General features: G+C 49.2%; 11 protein-coding genes, 20 tRNA genes and 1 rRNA gene. 4 read left to right on the plus strand and 28 right to left on the minus strand.

Going from position 1 to position 15,371, the window contains the following annotated elements; all coding sequences use genetic code 11:
* Positions 1–51: 51 nt before the first annotated feature.
* The 6 genes from OIN60_RS04525 to OIN60_RS04550 form a co-directional block, all read right to left on the minus strand.
* Positions 52–2,913: an Ig-like domain-containing protein gene (locus tag OIN60_RS04525; protein ID WP_305753682.1), complete on the minus strand. Its 2,862-nt coding sequence runs from the start codon at positions 2,911–2,913 to the stop codon at positions 52–54.
* 88 nt (positions 2,914–3,001) lie between these two features.
* A complete protein-coding gene (locus OIN60_RS04530; protein WP_305753683.1) occupies positions 3,002–4,189 on the minus strand; it encodes a response regulator in 1,188 nt (395 codons plus the stop codon).
* Complete coding sequence (locus OIN60_RS04535; RefSeq protein ID WP_305753696.1) at positions 4,170–5,963, minus strand: sensor histidine kinase; 1,794 nt, start codon at positions 5,961–5,963, stop codon at positions 4,170–4,172. Before OIN60_RS04535 ends, OIN60_RS04530 begins: the two co-directional genes overlap by 20 nt.
* An 80-nt stretch (positions 5,964–6,043) precedes the next feature.
* Entirely contained in the window at positions 6,044–6,868 is an 825-nt protein-coding gene (locus tag OIN60_RS04540; RefSeq protein WP_305753684.1) for a carbohydrate ABC transporter permease, read from the minus strand.
* A gap of 14 nt (positions 6,869–6,882) precedes the next feature.
* Positions 6,883–7,773, minus strand: coding sequence for a carbohydrate ABC transporter permease (locus OIN60_RS04545; protein WP_305753685.1), 891 nt, complete (start codon positions 7,771–7,773; stop codon positions 6,883–6,885).
* Positions 7,774–7,890: 117 nt separating this feature from the next.
* A complete protein-coding gene (locus OIN60_RS04550) occupies positions 7,891–9,225 on the minus strand; it encodes a sugar ABC transporter substrate-binding protein (protein ID WP_305753686.1) in 1,335 nt (444 codons plus the stop codon).
* Positions 9,226–9,529: 304 nt separating this feature from the next.
* On the opposite strand from OIN60_RS04550, the gene OIN60_RS04555 reads away from it, so the two are divergent.
* The gene (locus OIN60_RS04555) at positions 9,530–9,679 is read left to right on the plus strand and encodes a hypothetical protein (protein ID WP_305753687.1); all 150 of its coding nucleotides are present in this window, start codon (positions 9,530–9,532) and stop codon (positions 9,677–9,679) included.
* A gap of 132 nt (positions 9,680–9,811) precedes the next feature.
* On the opposite strand, the gene OIN60_RS04560 is transcribed toward OIN60_RS04555, so the two are convergent.
* Entirely contained in the window at positions 9,812–10,558 is a 747-nt protein-coding gene (locus OIN60_RS04560; RefSeq protein ID WP_305753688.1) for a Crp/Fnr family transcriptional regulator, read from the minus strand.
* Positions 10,559–10,852: 294 nt separating this feature from the next.
* On the opposite strand from OIN60_RS04560, the gene OIN60_RS04565 reads away from it, so the two are divergent.
* From OIN60_RS04565 to OIN60_RS04575, 3 genes are all read left to right on the plus strand, one after another.
* Positions 10,853–11,296 (plus strand): GAF domain-containing protein, encoded by a 444-nt coding sequence (locus tag OIN60_RS04565; protein ID WP_305753689.1) that lies wholly within the window; start codon positions 10,853–10,855, stop codon positions 11,294–11,296.
* Positions 11,297–11,419: 123 nt separating this feature from the next.
* Positions 11,420–12,073: a response regulator transcription factor gene (locus OIN60_RS04570; protein WP_305753690.1), complete on the plus strand. Its 654-nt coding sequence runs from the start codon at positions 11,420–11,422 to the stop codon at positions 12,071–12,073.
* The gene (locus OIN60_RS04575) at positions 12,066–13,172 is read left to right on the plus strand and encodes a PAS domain-containing sensor histidine kinase (protein ID WP_305753691.1); all 1,107 of its coding nucleotides are present in this window, start codon (positions 12,066–12,068) and stop codon (positions 13,170–13,172) included. Before OIN60_RS04570 ends, OIN60_RS04575 begins: the two co-directional genes overlap by 8 nt.
* Before the next feature lie 103 nt (positions 13,173–13,275).
* Here the strand turns inward: OIN60_RS04575 and OIN60_RS04580 are convergent.
* From OIN60_RS04580 to rrf, 21 genes are all read right to left on the minus strand, one after another.
* A tRNA-Gly gene (locus tag OIN60_RS04580) sits at positions 13,276–13,346 on the minus strand.
* Between the two features lie 10 nt (positions 13,347–13,356).
* Positions 13,357–13,430, minus strand: a tRNA-Pro gene (locus OIN60_RS04585).
* Between the two features lie 38 nt (positions 13,431–13,468).
* Positions 13,469–13,545 (minus strand) — tRNA-Arg (locus tag OIN60_RS04590).
* Positions 13,546–13,552: 7 nt separating this feature from the next.
* Positions 13,553–13,627 (minus strand) — tRNA-Gly (locus tag OIN60_RS04595).
* A 6-nt stretch (positions 13,628–13,633) separates the two neighbouring features.
* Positions 13,634–13,721: transfer RNA gene (locus OIN60_RS04600), tRNA-Leu, on the minus strand.
* Positions 13,722–13,734: 13 nt separating this feature from the next.
* Positions 13,735–13,810 (minus strand) — tRNA-Lys (locus OIN60_RS04605).
* Between the two features lie 5 nt (positions 13,811–13,815).
* Positions 13,816–13,890: transfer RNA gene (locus OIN60_RS04610), tRNA-Gln, on the minus strand.
* A 16-nt stretch (positions 13,891–13,906) separates the two neighbouring features.
* Positions 13,907–13,979 (minus strand) — tRNA-His (locus OIN60_RS04615).
* A gap of 19 nt (positions 13,980–13,998) precedes the next feature.
* A tRNA-Tyr gene (locus OIN60_RS04620) sits at positions 13,999–14,084 on the minus strand.
* 5 nt (positions 14,085–14,089) lie between these two features.
* Positions 14,090–14,165, minus strand: a tRNA-Thr gene (locus OIN60_RS04625).
* A gap of 15 nt (positions 14,166–14,180) precedes the next feature.
* A tRNA-Phe gene (locus OIN60_RS04630) sits at positions 14,181–14,253 on the minus strand.
* Positions 14,254–14,369: 116 nt separating this feature from the next.
* Positions 14,370–14,446, minus strand: a tRNA-Asp gene (locus OIN60_RS04635).
* A gap of 27 nt (positions 14,447–14,473) precedes the next feature.
* A tRNA-Met gene (locus OIN60_RS04640) sits at positions 14,474–14,547 on the minus strand.
* 11 nt (positions 14,548–14,558) lie between these two features.
* A tRNA-Val gene (locus tag OIN60_RS04645) sits at positions 14,559–14,634 on the minus strand.
* A 3-nt stretch (positions 14,635–14,637) separates the two neighbouring features.
* Positions 14,638–14,709, minus strand: a tRNA-Glu gene (locus tag OIN60_RS04650).
* 56 nt (positions 14,710–14,765) lie between these two features.
* Positions 14,766–14,856 (minus strand) — tRNA-Ser (locus tag OIN60_RS04655).
* Positions 14,857–14,859: 3 nt separating this feature from the next.
* Positions 14,860–14,933: transfer RNA gene (locus OIN60_RS04660), tRNA-Met, on the minus strand.
* A gap of 33 nt (positions 14,934–14,966) precedes the next feature.
* Positions 14,967–15,042, minus strand: a tRNA-Asn gene (locus OIN60_RS04665).
* 4 nt (positions 15,043–15,046) lie between these two features.
* A tRNA-Ala gene (locus OIN60_RS04670) sits at positions 15,047–15,122 on the minus strand.
* A gap of 16 nt (positions 15,123–15,138) precedes the next feature.
* Positions 15,139–15,215, minus strand: a tRNA-Ile gene (locus tag OIN60_RS04675).
* A 30-nt stretch (positions 15,216–15,245) separates the two neighbouring features.
* Positions 15,246–15,362, minus strand: a 5S ribosomal RNA gene (rrf, locus tag OIN60_RS04680).
* Positions 15,363–15,371: the final 9 nt, after the last annotated feature.

The following is a 15,371-nucleotide window of genomic DNA, read 5'->3' on the forward strand; positions in this document are numbered from 1 at the left end:
AAAAGGCCGTTCCCGTTTTATCGGGAGCGGCCTTCTTCTATACAACCCACTTTATTTTTCCGTAACATTGACAACCACCTTGGTCGTCTTGCCTGCGTACTTCAGCATGACCGTGGTTTTACCTTTGCTGACCCCTTTGATGATTCCATTCTTGGCGGTAGCGACCAGAATTCTGGAAGAAGTCCATACTCCTTTTTTCGTTACATCCGCCTCTGTGTCATCGACATAAGTAGCAGTTGCCGACAGTTGCACCTGCTGTCCTACTGTCAGGTTCAATAATACCTCGCTCGTTTCAAGGTACTTCAGTGCATCCACCGTAACAGGCACCTTCACGCTTTTACCGCCGTATTTTGCCGTAATGGTCGTTTTGCCGTAACCGGTTGCCGTAACCGCACCGCTCTTCACGGTTGCCACCTTGTAGCTACTTGCGGTCCATTCCACTTTATTGGTCACATCGACAGTCGAACCGTCGCTTAACGTGGCTGTAATTTTAATATTATTCGTTTCACCCGTTTTCATAGAAAGAGAAACTTCAGATGCCGAAATTTTCGTTGCCGTATCCACCTCAACCGTAATGGTGACCTTCTGACCGCCATATTTCGCCGTAATGGTCGCTTTGCCTTTTTTATAGGCTTTGACAGAACCGTCTTTGACGGAAGCGATGGTTGTCTGGCTTGAAGACCATTCCGCGTCTTTGGTTACATCTCTTGTGTTACCGTCCGAATCCGTTGCTGTGAGCGTAATCAACTGAGCAGCGTCACCGGCTGACATCACAATCAGGAACTTATCCGCCTCAAGCTCTGCAGCCAGACCTACTTCCACTTTAATGGTTGCTTTCATATTTCCGTATGCCGCAGTGATCGTAGCCCCACCTTCGGACATACCTGTGATCAAGCCTGACGAATCCACTGACGCAATCGCGGAGCTGGTGGTCGTCCATTCCGCTTCGTCCGCAACATTCTCTGTAGTTCCATCCTTGTAGGTTACCGTCAGCTCCGCCTGATACGTATCATCAATATCGAGAACGACGGATTTTGCTTTTACCGCCAGCTTGGAAGGCTCGCCTACGGTAACGGTCACTGTCGCGCTCTTGCCGTTGTAAGTTGCAGTAATGACCGCAGTGCCTTTATTGTAAGCTGTCAGCTTGCCCTTATTCACATATACAACACTGTCCTTGTCCGAGGTCCAGGTTGTATCGTCGGTAACCACTTCCGTTGAGCCGTCCGTATAAGTGACCTTAGCCGTCAATTGGACAGGCTTACCGTTCACGGACATTGAAACTTTCGAGCTGCCAATGTCCAAATGGGATGCCGTCTCCACGTTCACGGTAATGGTGGCTGATTTACCGCCATAGGTTGCTGTAATCGTAGCGGTTCCGGGGTTGTATGCCGTAATCAGTCCCCCGCTGGACACATAAGCAACATTTTCATTGCTCGAAGTCCAGGTTGCCTTGCTTGTAACGTCGGCTCCATTTTCATCCTTCAATACAGGCTGATGGGTGCCCTTGACGTCCAAATAGACCTCTGACTTATCCACGCTCAGCTTGTTAACTTGTCCCACCTTAACAGAGAGGGTGGCCGTCTGTGTGCCGTAGCTTGCAGTAATCGTTGTCGTACCTGCACTGTAGCCGATCAGATAACCGTCCTTCACATCCGCTACTGACGGGTTGCTGGACGTGTAAGCGGCGGTCGTTGTCACATTCTTGCGAGTACCGTCTGCAAACGTTGCGGTCAATTCCAACTGCTGCTTCCCGCCGACCGAGTCAATGATGGCTTGATTTTGATTAAAATCAAGATAGCGGGCCACTTCCACGCTTACCTTGACCGTTACTGTTCTGTCCCCATATTTAGCAGTGATCGTTGCTTCTCCTGCTTTGTTGCCGATAACCTTGCCTTTATACACGCTGGCAATGCTCTCGTCACTCGATGTCCACCCCGCATCACCAGTAACATCCTTGGCGGCGGCATCCGGGTAAGCAGCCGTTAGGGTAAGCTGCTTCTCCCCACCGATTTTCAGGAAAAGATTCTCAACATCCACCGTCAGCTTGTTTGTTTTCTCCACGCTAACAGTGATGGTCGCTGTCTTCGTACCATACTCGGCTGTAATGACAGCCGTCCCCTGTTTATAAGGTGTGATGCTGCCCTTCAGCACATCGGCTACCGTTGCATCACTGGAGGACCACTCGGCATTCGCCGTTACGTCCTCGGTCGTTCCGTCGGGAAAGGTAGCAGTCAACGTAACCTTCTCCGGAGCATCGCTCAGCAGAAGAGAAACCTCCGTGCTGCTTGCTGTCACGCGTTTCACCACATCTACAGTGACTTCTATGGTAACCGTTTGCTTGCCGTACATACCAGTGATGGTCGCCGTACCGGCAGCAATACCAGTTACTGAGCCATTCACGACTGTAGCAACAGCGGAATTGCTAGAAGTCCACTCCGCCTCGTTAGCCACGGTATTGTCTATCGTGTTGTCGCTGTAGGTTGCTGTAAGTGTAACTTGTTCAGGTGTGCCTTTGCGCAGATTTAGGCTGGTTACATCTGCGGTTAAGGCCTTCACTTTCTTGGTTACCGTAATGGAAGTTGATTGGGAAAATGTTTTACCGTCCCCATCCTTAAAGATGGCAACAATCGTTGCTGTCCCCACCGATTTGGCAGTAACTGTACCGTTATACACGGAAGCAATGGCAGCATCGTCACTTGTCCAATCGGAATTAATCGTCACATCCGACGTTTTGGCATCGCTATATACAGCTGTAGCGGTCAGTTTTAACGTTTCGCCAACCATCAGCTGGGAGCTGTTCGCTGACAGAACAATTTTCGAAACAGCACTTGCAGCCCATGCCGGCGTGGCACCGACGATCAACAACAAGAAGGACAACATGATCGCAAGCGGTTTGGTCCAACGATTCCTCAAATGATTTACCTCCGATATATGAATATTCTTTAAACCTCACAACTTCATATATCGGTAGATGTTGGGAAAACTTTAGGTTACTTTAGTCCTATTTTGACTCTGTTTTCATACCCGATCTGTATTCGGTCGGCGTCATGCCGCACTTGCGGCGAAACACCTGTGTAAAATGTCTTACATCATGATACCCGATCCGGTCGGCAATATCGACGAGCTTCAGTTGGGGATCAAGCAGCAGCTTTTTGGCCTGCTCCATGCGCAGACTGATAACATAATCCTTGTAACCCTGACCGGTTTTCTGTTTGAAGAGCTGGCTGAAATACACGGGATTCAGGAATACGACCGATGCGACCCTCTCCAGAGACAGATCCTCCGTAAAATGGGCACGAATATATTGCAGCGCCACATCAACGGTGTGGACACCTTCCTTCAGACATTCACCGCTGCCGGGTGCAAGATTGCCCTCCAATGAATTGCGCAGCGCCGCCGCCGTATCAGGTATACCTGCAAAATCACGGTGCGGCCCGGATGCCGCCGCTTGGAAGGGCAGCTTCAAATATCTCCGCAGATGTCCATTCAACTGGTCGATCAGCTTAGCGGCCTCCACTTCATTCTGGAGGCGGGCGATGCCAAGCAGACTATAACGGTCCAGGCTGACGACAAATCCGTGACCGGCCGTATCCAGCAGCTCGGAGAGCACATTTTCGATAATAAAATGCTCCAGATGATTTTTCCTTTGCACTGGCCCCATACTGACCATAAAAAGATGGAAGTCCGGATAATTCTCTACAAAAGGGCGGATATCCAGCTTGCCTATATCCAGCCCGAGCGCATAGCGCTGAAATACGGCTTCCCTCAGGTATCCCAGGTTGGACTTCAGCAGCTTGCCGTCTCGCACCCTTTCCGATTCAGCTTGTGCTTCTCCTGCCAGGGTTTCCACACACTCCAGCAGCTTCTTTTTGCCGATCGGCTTCAGCAGGTAATCCTTTGCACCAAGACGAACCGCCTTCTGGGCATATTGAAATTCCGAGTGGGCAGAAATGACAACCCACTGCAGGTGAGGATGCTTGCGCTTGGAGATCCGCATAAACTCAAGGCCATCCATACCTGGCATGAGAATATCGGTCAGCACAATATCCACCGGATGCTCCGCCAGAATCCCCGCCGCCTCCTCAGTGGAAGCTGCGGCATAGATACAGCTATCCGGCCAAGCCTGGTGGATCGTGCGCCCAATGCCTTGGCGGATCGTATGCTCATCATCAGCTATCAGTATATTCATCGCTTTTCCTCTCCTTCGGAAGCGGGATGGTTACGGTGATTACGGTGCCTTTCCCGGAGTGTCTGGCTATGCCAAGCCCAAATTCCTTGCCGAACATATGATGCAGCCGCATTTGCAGGTTCTGTAAACCGATATGGCCGGATCTGCCGCTGATGTTCTGTTTCCCGGGATTAGCCAGTGCATACCGTACCTCGATCAAACGTTCCGGTGTGATCCCGACGCCATTGTCGGCAATGGTGAGCTGCAATGAATCCCCCGATTCCTTGGCACGGACATACAGTTCCCCGCGCACATTCGGCTCCAGCGGCTCCAAGCCATGTTTGACTGCATTCTCAATCAGGGGCTGGAGCGTCATCTTCGGGATACGTATATCCATCCACCGCTCGCTGATATCCATGAGGACAGTGACCCTGCCTTCCAGGCGGGCCTGAATAATGGTCAGATAGTGTCCCATCTGCTCAACCTCCTCCCGCAGCGTCACCTCCGCCCCCTCTTCCCAATGACTGCTGTAACGGAACATATGAGACAAGGACAGCACCACCTCACCCAGTTGATCCTGTCCCTTCTCATCAAGCATCCAATAGATCATATCAAGCGTGTTGTACAAAAAGTGAGGATTAACTTGTGTTTGCAGGGCATGCAGCTCTGCATTCTTCTCACTGACCGAAGAGATTTTGACCAGCTCGATCAGCTCCTCGATCCGGCCAACCATATGGTTAAAGGAATCAACCAACTGATTGACCTCCTGATACGAGGTGACTTGCAGCCGCCGTCGAAAATTGCCTGTCTCAACCAGCTTCATTTCACGAATCAGGCGTTCCAGGGGCTGAGATATGCTTTTGGACACCACCGATGCAATGAGCGCGGATAGGATAATCAGCGCGGGTGCCACAATCAACAGGAACCGTTGGGTTTGAGCCAGCTCGACATTCAAGTCTTTGTTTGGCGTTACACTGATTACGGACCAGTCGGCAAAAGGAAGTCGGGAAGCAATGACGACCTGCTGCCCTCGCCGTTCAACGATGATGTCATCCCCTCCTGCAGACTGTAGGCTCTCAAGGGTCGGAGGAGGATTGGTGGATGTTGCCGACACAATTCGTTCCCCCTGGCCTACCAGATAAACCTCGCTATTCGGGCCTACCCGCAAATTGTGAAGAGCGGCCAGGATCGACTTGGGCTCCGCTTCAAACAGCACGATCCCGATCGGTTTATGTTCATCCAGATCATAGAGCTGACGGCCAAATGCAAAAACAGGCCTCTTCTCCATCCTGTCGATAAGCGAATGGGGATAGACGCCCAGCCAAGCAATTTTACCTGCTGAATTTTTAATCTCCTGATACCATTCCGAGTGCATGTATTCCGGGTCTATCACATTCATGTAGTTGCCGTAGTTATACACCTTACCGTTATCCTTTAAAACATGAATACCTATGAGATCCTCCCGTGAATAATAAATGGCACCCAAAATATTGGTAATGGTACGTTCATTAATATAAGCGACTGCCTCCGGCTGAGCCGTTTCCGTATCCAGGAGCCGGACAAGATCAACATTATTGGTGATAGATTTGGTCAGACTGTTATAACTGTTCAGCAGCAAATCGAATAATCCGGCCGTTTGGGATACGTTCTTGCGGGCCAGATCACTGATTTTGTCATGGAACTGAACGGTAGTCCGGTTGTAGAACAGCAGACTGATCGCCAGCACAATGCCAGACATGCAGAAGAGGAACAGAATGAACAGCCGATGATGAATGGATTGAAAACGGCGCTGCAAGCCCATGTACGCTCCTTTCGTATCGTTTGTCCTATCTGCCCCTCCGCTGCTGCACTGCTCATGCTCCAGTCAGGTTCGACTCAGCCCTTCACCGCACCGGCAACCATTCCCTTCGTAATACGTTCAGAGAGAAGGAAATAAATGATGATTACCGGGAGCGCACCCATCACGAGATACGCGCCTATGTTGCCATAGTTGACGGAATACTGGCTGACGAATGTGTAGATGCCGAATGGCAACGTTTTTAACCTTTCGGAGGAAATAAACGTGGCTGCCATAATGTACTCATTCCAGATATTAATGAATGTAAGAATACAGACCGTCATAACCGGCGGCACAGAGATCGGCAGAATAATACTCCGGAAAATCCGGTATATGTTCGCCCCATCCATATAAGCCGATTCCTCAATCTCATGGGGAATGGACCTCATGAAACCGCTGAGAATGAACACCGCGATCGGTGTCTGGAACGCAACGTAGGGCAGAATTAATGACAAATGGGTGTTCAGGATATTTACATTTTTAAAAATAACCATTAGGGGCAACAGTGTAGCCTGCATGGGAATCATCATGCCTACCAGGAACACAAGCATGATCAGCCCGCCATAACGCCAGCGGAAGCGTGTAATCGCATAAGCCGTCATGGAGCTAAGCAGAATTACACAAAGCATCGTTATTCCGGTCACGAACACGCTGTTGGACAGATACTGCAGATAGCTGCCTGATTCAAAAGCCTCTTGATAATTACTCCAACGCGGTGTTTGGGGAAGAGCGAAAAAGCTGCCGCCCAGAATTTCCTCATTGGTCTTCAGTGAGTACGTCAGCAGCCAAAACAGCGGATACAACTGCGTAACAACGAGGACCGCAAGCACGGCGTATACGATCGATTTTTTTAACGTTTTCATCGGCTCCGGCCTCCTTAGTTTACCTTATTCTCGATTCGTTTGAAAACAAAATTTATAACTACTGTAAACACAAGACAGAAAACGACCAGGAAAGATGCCAAGGCGCTGCCGTACCCGTATTTCATCGACAGGAAGGACATACCGTACATATAGGTAGCAACGGTGTCTGTGGCATGAGCCGGTCCGCCGCCTGTCATGACCCAGATCAAATCGAAGGATTGCAGCGAGCCGATGAAGGCAAGCACAATGGAGATTTTAAAAATCGGAATAACCAGCGGTAGAGTCACGTAGCGATCTGCTTTGAAGCCCTCGGCCCCGTCAATTTTGGCCGCCTCATACAGCTCGTTAGGAATGTTCTGCACACCTGTAAACTGGATCAGCAGGTGATACCCGAAATATTGCCACAGGGAAACGAAATAGAGCGAATACATCGCTATATCAGGCTCAGTCAGCCAGTTGCGTGTCCATGATTCAAGTCCCAATGCCACAAAAACCCCGTTCAGCATGCCGCCCATCGAAGCGGGATTGTAAATCGTTTTCCAGAGCTGTCCAATGATAACAACAGACAGAATGACAGGCAGAAAATAGATGGTGACAAGGGTGTTGGCTTTCCGCATGTACCTGTTCAACAGGATCGCAATCAGCAGACATACCGGGATTTCAAGCATAGAAAACACCGCAAACATAATTGTGCGCTTAACCGAAGGCCAGAACAAAGGATCATCGGTCAAAAACTTCTGATAATTAGCCAATCCAACAAACTTGGCATCCGAAATTCCGTTCCAGTCCAGCAGACCACTGTAAATCGACACCAGAATCGGGATGAACACCATACCTACGTAAAGCAATAGACAGGGCAGCACGAATACCGCAATGGTACCGGCCCGCACTTTTAATACATTCATGATTCTCCTCCTTTATCTGTATCTTTTACTCCATCCTTTATATTTCATAGTGGCCGTTCCTGAAAGCAGGGAAGGAACCGGAGGCTCCCTCCCTGCCGCAGGCCGGGTGTTCTGTTTTTACGGGTTGGCTTCAAATGCTGCCTGGTGCTCTTGTGCCACCTGGGCAGGGTCAGTCTCCACGACGAACAGATTTTGAATGCTGCTTAGATGTGCCTGTGACACAGCAGGGTTCATCGTGTTATCGAAGGCAAGATCTCCGCCTTTAATATTTTTGAACAGATCATTCAGACCGATAGCGAGCTCCGAATAGCCTGCTGCTTTAAAATCGCCTTCAATCTTATGGCCGCTGCCTACTGCATCCTTGAGTTCGAATTTAACTTTAGGCATTTCTGTCATGAAATAGTGCAGGAAGTCTTTAGTTTCTTCTGGATGCTCGCTGTTCGCTGACATCGCGAAGGCACTGCCCGGTGCAACAATATACTCGTTGACGTCTCCTTTGCCGTTCACGGTAGGGAATTGGAATGCGGCCACTTGATCCGCTACAGAGGATGAGTCGATGGCTCCGGTCTCCCAAGTACCCATAATGTACATAGCCGCTTTACCGGTTTTGAAAATATTACCGCCAGCATTATAATCAATCGATGTTGCTCCATCCGGGAATGCGCCGGCTTTCACCAGCTCCTGGAACGCTGCAACCGCTTCCGTGAACGCTGGATCATTGAAGGTTTTCTTGCCGTCAATCACGTCCTGCAAAAAGCCAGGGCCGCCATTAGTACGAAGCAGGATGTTCATGAACAACAGCGAGCCGGTCCAAGAGTCCTTTTCGCCGATCGCAATTGGGGTAATGCCTTTGGATTTCAAGGTCTTAACGACCTCAAGCAGCTCCTCGAACGTTTTTGGCGTTTCTGCAATACCCGCCTGCTCGAACAAGGCTTTGTTATAATACACAACCTCAATGTTATTACCGTCCGGCAGTGCATATACATTGCCGTCAAAGCTGTAATAATCCAGCAGACCGTCCTGGAACTTATCCTTCAGGCCGTCTTTTTCTACTACATCATTCAGCGGTGCCAGCAGACCTGCTTCAACGAAAGGCTGCATTTGCGCCGCCGGGTTCACGATTGTAATATCAGGCACCTCTTTGGAGGCTGCCTGTGTTTTTAGCTTCAGCTTCTGCTGGTCTGTATTCAGGGAGTCGAGTTCAATTTTCACGTTCGGGTGATCCTTTTCATACTGCTCAACAAGCTGGTTCATCATTTTGTGTGCGGGAGTTGTTGGATCGGGATAGATGTTCTGGAAAGTGATTGTCACCTGCTCCCCGCTGTTCCCGTCACCACTATTGCCAGGGCTAGTGGTAGTTCCTCCGTTTTCTTGCCCGCTGCATGCTGCCAGCGTGAAAATCATTGCGCCCGCCATCGTCAAGGCAAACGCTTTCATTTTTCCTGTACGCATGACCCTTGTTCCTCCTTAAATGAATGAATTAAGCATTTTTTCTTACCACTTGCATCAAGTAGGCTTCTGCAGATAATTCAATGAGGTGATATGGTTATTATCTTTCAATTTACCGGTGTGAACAATGTAAGAACTTAGGAAGTGAGGTTTGTTTTTTTAAGGGGGTCTTTTTTCACAAATCTCTGCAAACCACTTGCATTTCTCTTGCATAATGGGCATAATATGAATACATCTATTATATGATAATGATTATCATTATTGCGGTTGTTGTGATATGTAATCTTTCTAAGGGGGAAGGAACCTGGTGAACGCTGCTCTTCAAAAGACCTCTCTGCACATTGACGATTACTTGGACCTTCTGAATCTTGCTGTTCAAGTTCAGGATGAGAAATGGCAGAAGGAAATTCGCCGTAAACTGCAGGGTATGCTGCAGCATACGGGACAACAGGCCTAGATATTCCGTATCGACATACTTACTAAGAAAATAGAAAACGCTTAGCGGAAGATTTTCTGCCGTTATCGAGTGGTTCGGTTCAAGCTAATCGAGGAATAGGGTCAGTCCCATGCTCCTCGATTAGCTTTTTTGCTATAAACGGCATATTTCATTGGAGCAATGCCCCTGCTCGGGGCAGCAGCACATCAAGCGTAAGTCCCCCAACTGCAAAATGTTGATTTTGCCTTCCTTCATCTCAATCGTGCCTTGCTCTTTAAGCGAGGTAAGCATCCGATTGACACTCTCCCGGGTCGCACCAATCATTTCGCCAAGCTCTGTATGATTCAGCTTGATATTCAGCAAAATCCCATCCTCGTTCTTGATTCCGCACGTATTGACTGCACGGATCAGAGTAGAAGCCAGGGCGCCGGTTTTTCCGTACAACAGCAAATCCCTGAAACGTGACTCCATAATCCGTTGTTTGAGAGCGAACCACTTTACAAATTGCACAGCCAGGTCTCCATGCCTGCTCAATAGCCCTTCAAGCTCCTTCCCCTGAAACACCCCGATCTCACACGCGTCCGCCGTTTCTGCTGTATAGTTATATTCCTCTCCGCCCAAGCCCCCAAATTCACCAATCAGGTCTCCCCTGCGTTGAATCGTCAGCATGAGCTCTTTTCCGTCCTCCGTCGATTTGCGCAGCTTGACGCGCCCGGAGCGGATATAGTAAAGCTGGCCTGCTTCCTCTCCCTCCATAAAAAGGCTGACACCCGCTTTAACTTTCTTCCAGGTCATAATACCCTTCAGCAGCTCAATATGCTCATCCGTTAAAAACAAATCGATCCCCATACGTTCCGCCTGCGCCGATCCTGCCAACTTTTCGATATATAATGTAGCCATGCTCACGCCCCCTTAGCCTTTCTGATACTCTAATCATAATATGATCCACCGTTTTGCGTTATCGGGAGATTTCCTGATTTTTCTCCTTCGAAAACCCTGAATAGGTGTGATTAAAGTCACTTCAGCAAGTGTAAGAATATGATATTTTCCCTAGTATTACACCATATATTGAATCCGGTGTTTACGCTTCTTGTGCATAAGGAAGTTCCCCTACTCTTTTCTAAAGGAATGTTATGACACCTATGAACGGATGGAAAGTAAATCGGTTTTACCTCGTAAAGGAAGTGCTTTGTAATGATAGATCTATTACCAGAAATAAAGGGGGAGCTTGACTCCCTGAGAAAGCTGATCTCGTGTGATGTAGCTGCGGTGGCTTGGATTCATTCATCGCATAATTCTTTCCGCTGGCGTTATGTATCAGGGAGTCGCAGTGATCGTTACCAGCGAATCTCCTTTAAGATCGGTTATGGAATATCAGGCATGGCGGTGAGACTTGGAAGGCCACTAGAGACAAGTCCTCTCTTGCAGGATACCTACTCGTTAAAACAAGAATCCGCATTAATGCTTGCGGAACAACTGCATTCTGCCTTTGCCACCCCCATATTCGGAACGAATCATCTTCCCCAAGGTGTTGTACTGGTTGGAAAAAGGAGTACCTATAGCTTTGTTGCTCATGATATTGCTCTAGTGGAGCAAACCGCCCGGCGGCTTGGCGCCCTTAAGCTGAGCTTGTCTTAATTGTTCTTATCCGGAGCTAAAGCTCCCCGAAGGCGCTTAATAAAGGAATCCTGCATTGATAGGATTCCTTTATTTTTGTATGATGAGGTCATACACGCGATACATCGCCTACGGAGGGATATTGTGGTTCGCATACTTGTTGTTGATGACCATGTTGTCGTCCGGTCCGGCCTCATTGCATTACTGGATGGAAAGCACAATATTAACGTGATCGGAGATGCCGCCGACGGGGATGAAGCTATAACCAAGGCGCTTGAATTAAAGCCGGATGTCGTATTGATGGATTTCAGCATGCCCCCCGGCAAGGATGGCCTGACAGCCACCATTGAGCTGAAGAAGCTGCTGCCTGATACCGAAGTGCTCATTCTGACCATGCATGATGACGATGAATATTTGTTCCGTGCCATTCAAGCCGGAGCTTCAGGGTATATTCTGAAAAGCGCACCCCATGAAGAGCTGATTACGGCCATTCAATCGGTTTCACAGGGAAATGCGTATCTTTATGCCAATGCAACCAAGCGCCTTATGAGCGAATATCTGGATAAGTTAAAGCAGGATGACCACCCCGGTCCCTATGAGACTTTATCCGAACGGGAAAAAGAAATTTTATCCTGGGTCGCCAAAGGCTACTCTAATAAAGAAATTGCCGAGCAATTGGTGATCAGCGTCAAGACTGTGGAGTCGCATAAGAGCAACCTGATGGAAAAGCTTAATCTCAAAACCCGGCCGGAGCTCGTCAAATTCGCCATGAAGAAAGGACTCCTCAATTATGAGTAATCATCACAAATGGATTTTCCATCAAACCATCGGAGAGCAATCTGTACCCCTCATTGAGCAGTTAGATGATCATATTCCGGATGAAGGATTCCGCGAGGCATTGCGTTACTCCCTGCTCCAGCTCTCCGATCTGAAATTTGCCCTTGATGAATCGTCCATTGTAGCGGTGACCGACCGCAAAGGGACGATTCAGTATGTTAATGATAAATTTTGTGAAATATCAAAATATACACGCGATGAATTGATCGGCAAGGATCATCGGATTATTAACTCTGGCTATCATTCTTCCGAATTTATGCAAAACTTATGGAGGACGATCTCCTCAGGGAAGGTATGGCGGGGAGAAATTCGCAACCGTGCCAAAGACGGTTCTTATTACTGGGTGAATACAACGATTGTTCCTATTACAGATGACAAAGGCAACCCCTATCAATATCTAGCTGTGCGTAATGAAGTTACAGAACTCAAAGAGGTACAAGCAGAGCTCCAGAGCATGATGACACAGGTCATGCAAATTCAGGAGGAAGAGCGCAAGCGTTTTTCACGCGAGCTTCATGATGGGATCGGACAAAGTCTGTTTTCCCTGGCTATTCAGATGGATAACGAACTGTCCAAGCAGGCCAATCCAGCCATCCAGCAGCTGCGCCAGCAAGTTACAGCCGTTATGGCTGATGTACGCGGGTTGGCGTGGGAGCTCAGACCTTCCGTACTGGATGATTTGGGTGTCGTTCCTGCACTTCGGACTTATATTGACAACTACAGCAATCATTATGGAATACAGGTAAACTTCACCTGCACCCTGCACAAGCGGCTTGATATCCAAAAAGAGATCGCCATCTATCGAATTGTCCAGGAGGCTCTGACCAACACAGCAAAATATGCAGATGTATCGGAAGCTAACGTCATTGTCGAAGATCGCAGGTCTGAGGTTTGGATTACGGTGGAAGATAAGGGAGATGGGTTTAAACCCGAACACACCGGGCAAGGAGTAGGCCTCTTCAGTATGGAGGAACGCGCTCGAGGGGTCGGCGGCCAGCTTCGTGTCCAGACCGCATCAGGCATGGGCACCCGTATTGAACTGAATATACCCGTTGAATAAGAATGTAAAAATAAAAAAAGAGAGAGCTCTGTCGGAGTAACAGGCTCTCTTATTTAAGGTGTCACAACTGGTGTGACAAGAATCCGCTAAGTAAAAACAAAAAAGCGGGTGATGGGAATCGAACCCACGCTACCAGCTTGGAAGGCTGGAGTTCTACCATTGAACTACACCCGCAAATTAAAGATCGGGACGACACGATTTGAACATGCGACCCCCTGGTCCCAAACCAGGTGCTCTACCAAGCTGAGCTACGTCCCGATAATATTTCACGAAATTATAATTTCATTGAAGTAATATGGCGTCCCCTGAGAGATTCGAACTCCCGACCTTTTGATTCGTAGTCAAACGCTCTATCCAGCTGAGCTAAGGGGACAAACTAATGGAGCGGACGACGGGAATCGAACCCGCGACCCTCGCCTTGGCAAGGCGATGCTCTACCGCTGAGCCACGTCCGCAAAATATGGTGCGGTCGAGAGGACTCGAACCTCCACGGGGGGTTAGCCCACACGGACCTGAACCGTGCGCGTCTGCCAATTCCGCCACGACCGCATATATTGGAAACTGGTGAGCCATGAAGGACTCGAACCTTCGACACCCTGATTAAAAGTCAGGTGCTCTACCGACTGAGCTAATGGCTCATAAATGGCTGGGGATATAGGATTTGAACCTATGCATGACGGAGTCAAAGTCCGTTGCCTTACCGCTTGGCTAATCCCCAATAATTAATTAAAGAGGGCGATCGATGGGACTTGAACCCACGAATGCCGGAGCCACAATCCGGTGCGTTAACCCCTTCGCCACGACCGCCATGGCATTTAAAAAAAACTGGTGGAGGATGATGGATTCGAACCACCGAACTCGTAAGAGAACAGATTTACAGTCTGCTGCGTTTGGCCACTTCGCTAATCCTCCATGGATGGTGCCGGCGAGAGGACTTGAACCCCCAACCTACTGATTACAAGTCAGTTGCTCTACCAGTTGAGCTACACCGGCATATTAAATTAAAGGTGGCTCGGGACGGAATCGAACCGCCGACACGAGGATTTTCAGTCCTCTGCTCTACCGACTGAGCTACCGAGCCCTGCATCAGGCAGAACCGACGATATACTTTCACTTCGTGAGATACTGCGATATTGATTCTACGAAGCGTCACTCCGACGAACCCTATTTTGGATTTTCATCCCTAAAGCTATTAAATGGCGGAACCGACGGGATTCGAACCCGCGATCTCCTGCGTGACAGGCAGGCATGTTAGGCCTCTACACCACGGTTCCAGATGCACTTTCTTAAATTGAAAGTAATTGCGGGGGCAGGATTTGAACCTGCGACCTTCGGGTTATGAGCCCGACGAGCTACCGAACTGCTCCACCCCGCGATATTAAAATATGGTGGAGGCTGAGGGGATCGAACCCCCGACCCTCTGCTTGTAAGGCAGATGCTCTCCCAGCTGAGCTAAGCCTCCATATGACCCGTAGGGGATTCGAACCCCTGTTACCTCCGTGAAAGGGAGGTGTCTTAACCCCTTGACCAACGGGCCTTGTTAATAAGATACTGATTATATATTAAACAAGTCTTACTTGTCTAAAAACGAGTTGGCGGAGAGAGAGGGATTCGAACCCTCGCACCACTTACGCAGTCTAACCCCTTAGCAGAGGGTCCCCTTGAGCCACTTGGGTATCTCTCCGAGTAGCGGCAGAGGGGATCGAACCCCCGACCTCACGGGTATGAACCGTACGCTCTAGCCAGCTGAGCTACGCCGCCACCTTCATATAATAAATCAGTAATTTGTAAGAATGGCTCCCCGAACAGGACTCGAACCTGTGACAACTCGATTAACAGTCGAGTGCTCTACCAACTGAGCTATCAGGGAATAATGGTGGAGCCAAGGGGGATCGAACCCCTGACCTCCTGCGTGCAAGGCAGGCGCTCTCCCAGCTGAGCTATAGCCCCAAATAATGTTCACTCGTGGTGGGCCCTAGTGGACTCGAACCACCGACCTCACCCTTATCAGGGGTGCGCTCTAACCAGCTGAGCTAAGGGCCCTAATATGTATCCTTTCCCTAAAAGGGATCTGCCTGGCAACGTCCTACTCTCCCAGGACCCTTCGGTCCAAGTACCATCGGCGCTGGAGGGCTTAACGGTCGTGTTCGGGATGGGTACGCGTGGAACCCCTCCGCTATCGCCACCAGACAGGTTTTT

Origin of the sequence: Paenibacillus zeirhizosphaerae (genome assembly GCF_030705605.1) — a bacterium.
Classification (GTDB): Bacteria; Bacillota; Bacilli; order Paenibacillales; family Paenibacillaceae; genus Paenibacillus; species Paenibacillus zeirhizosphaerae.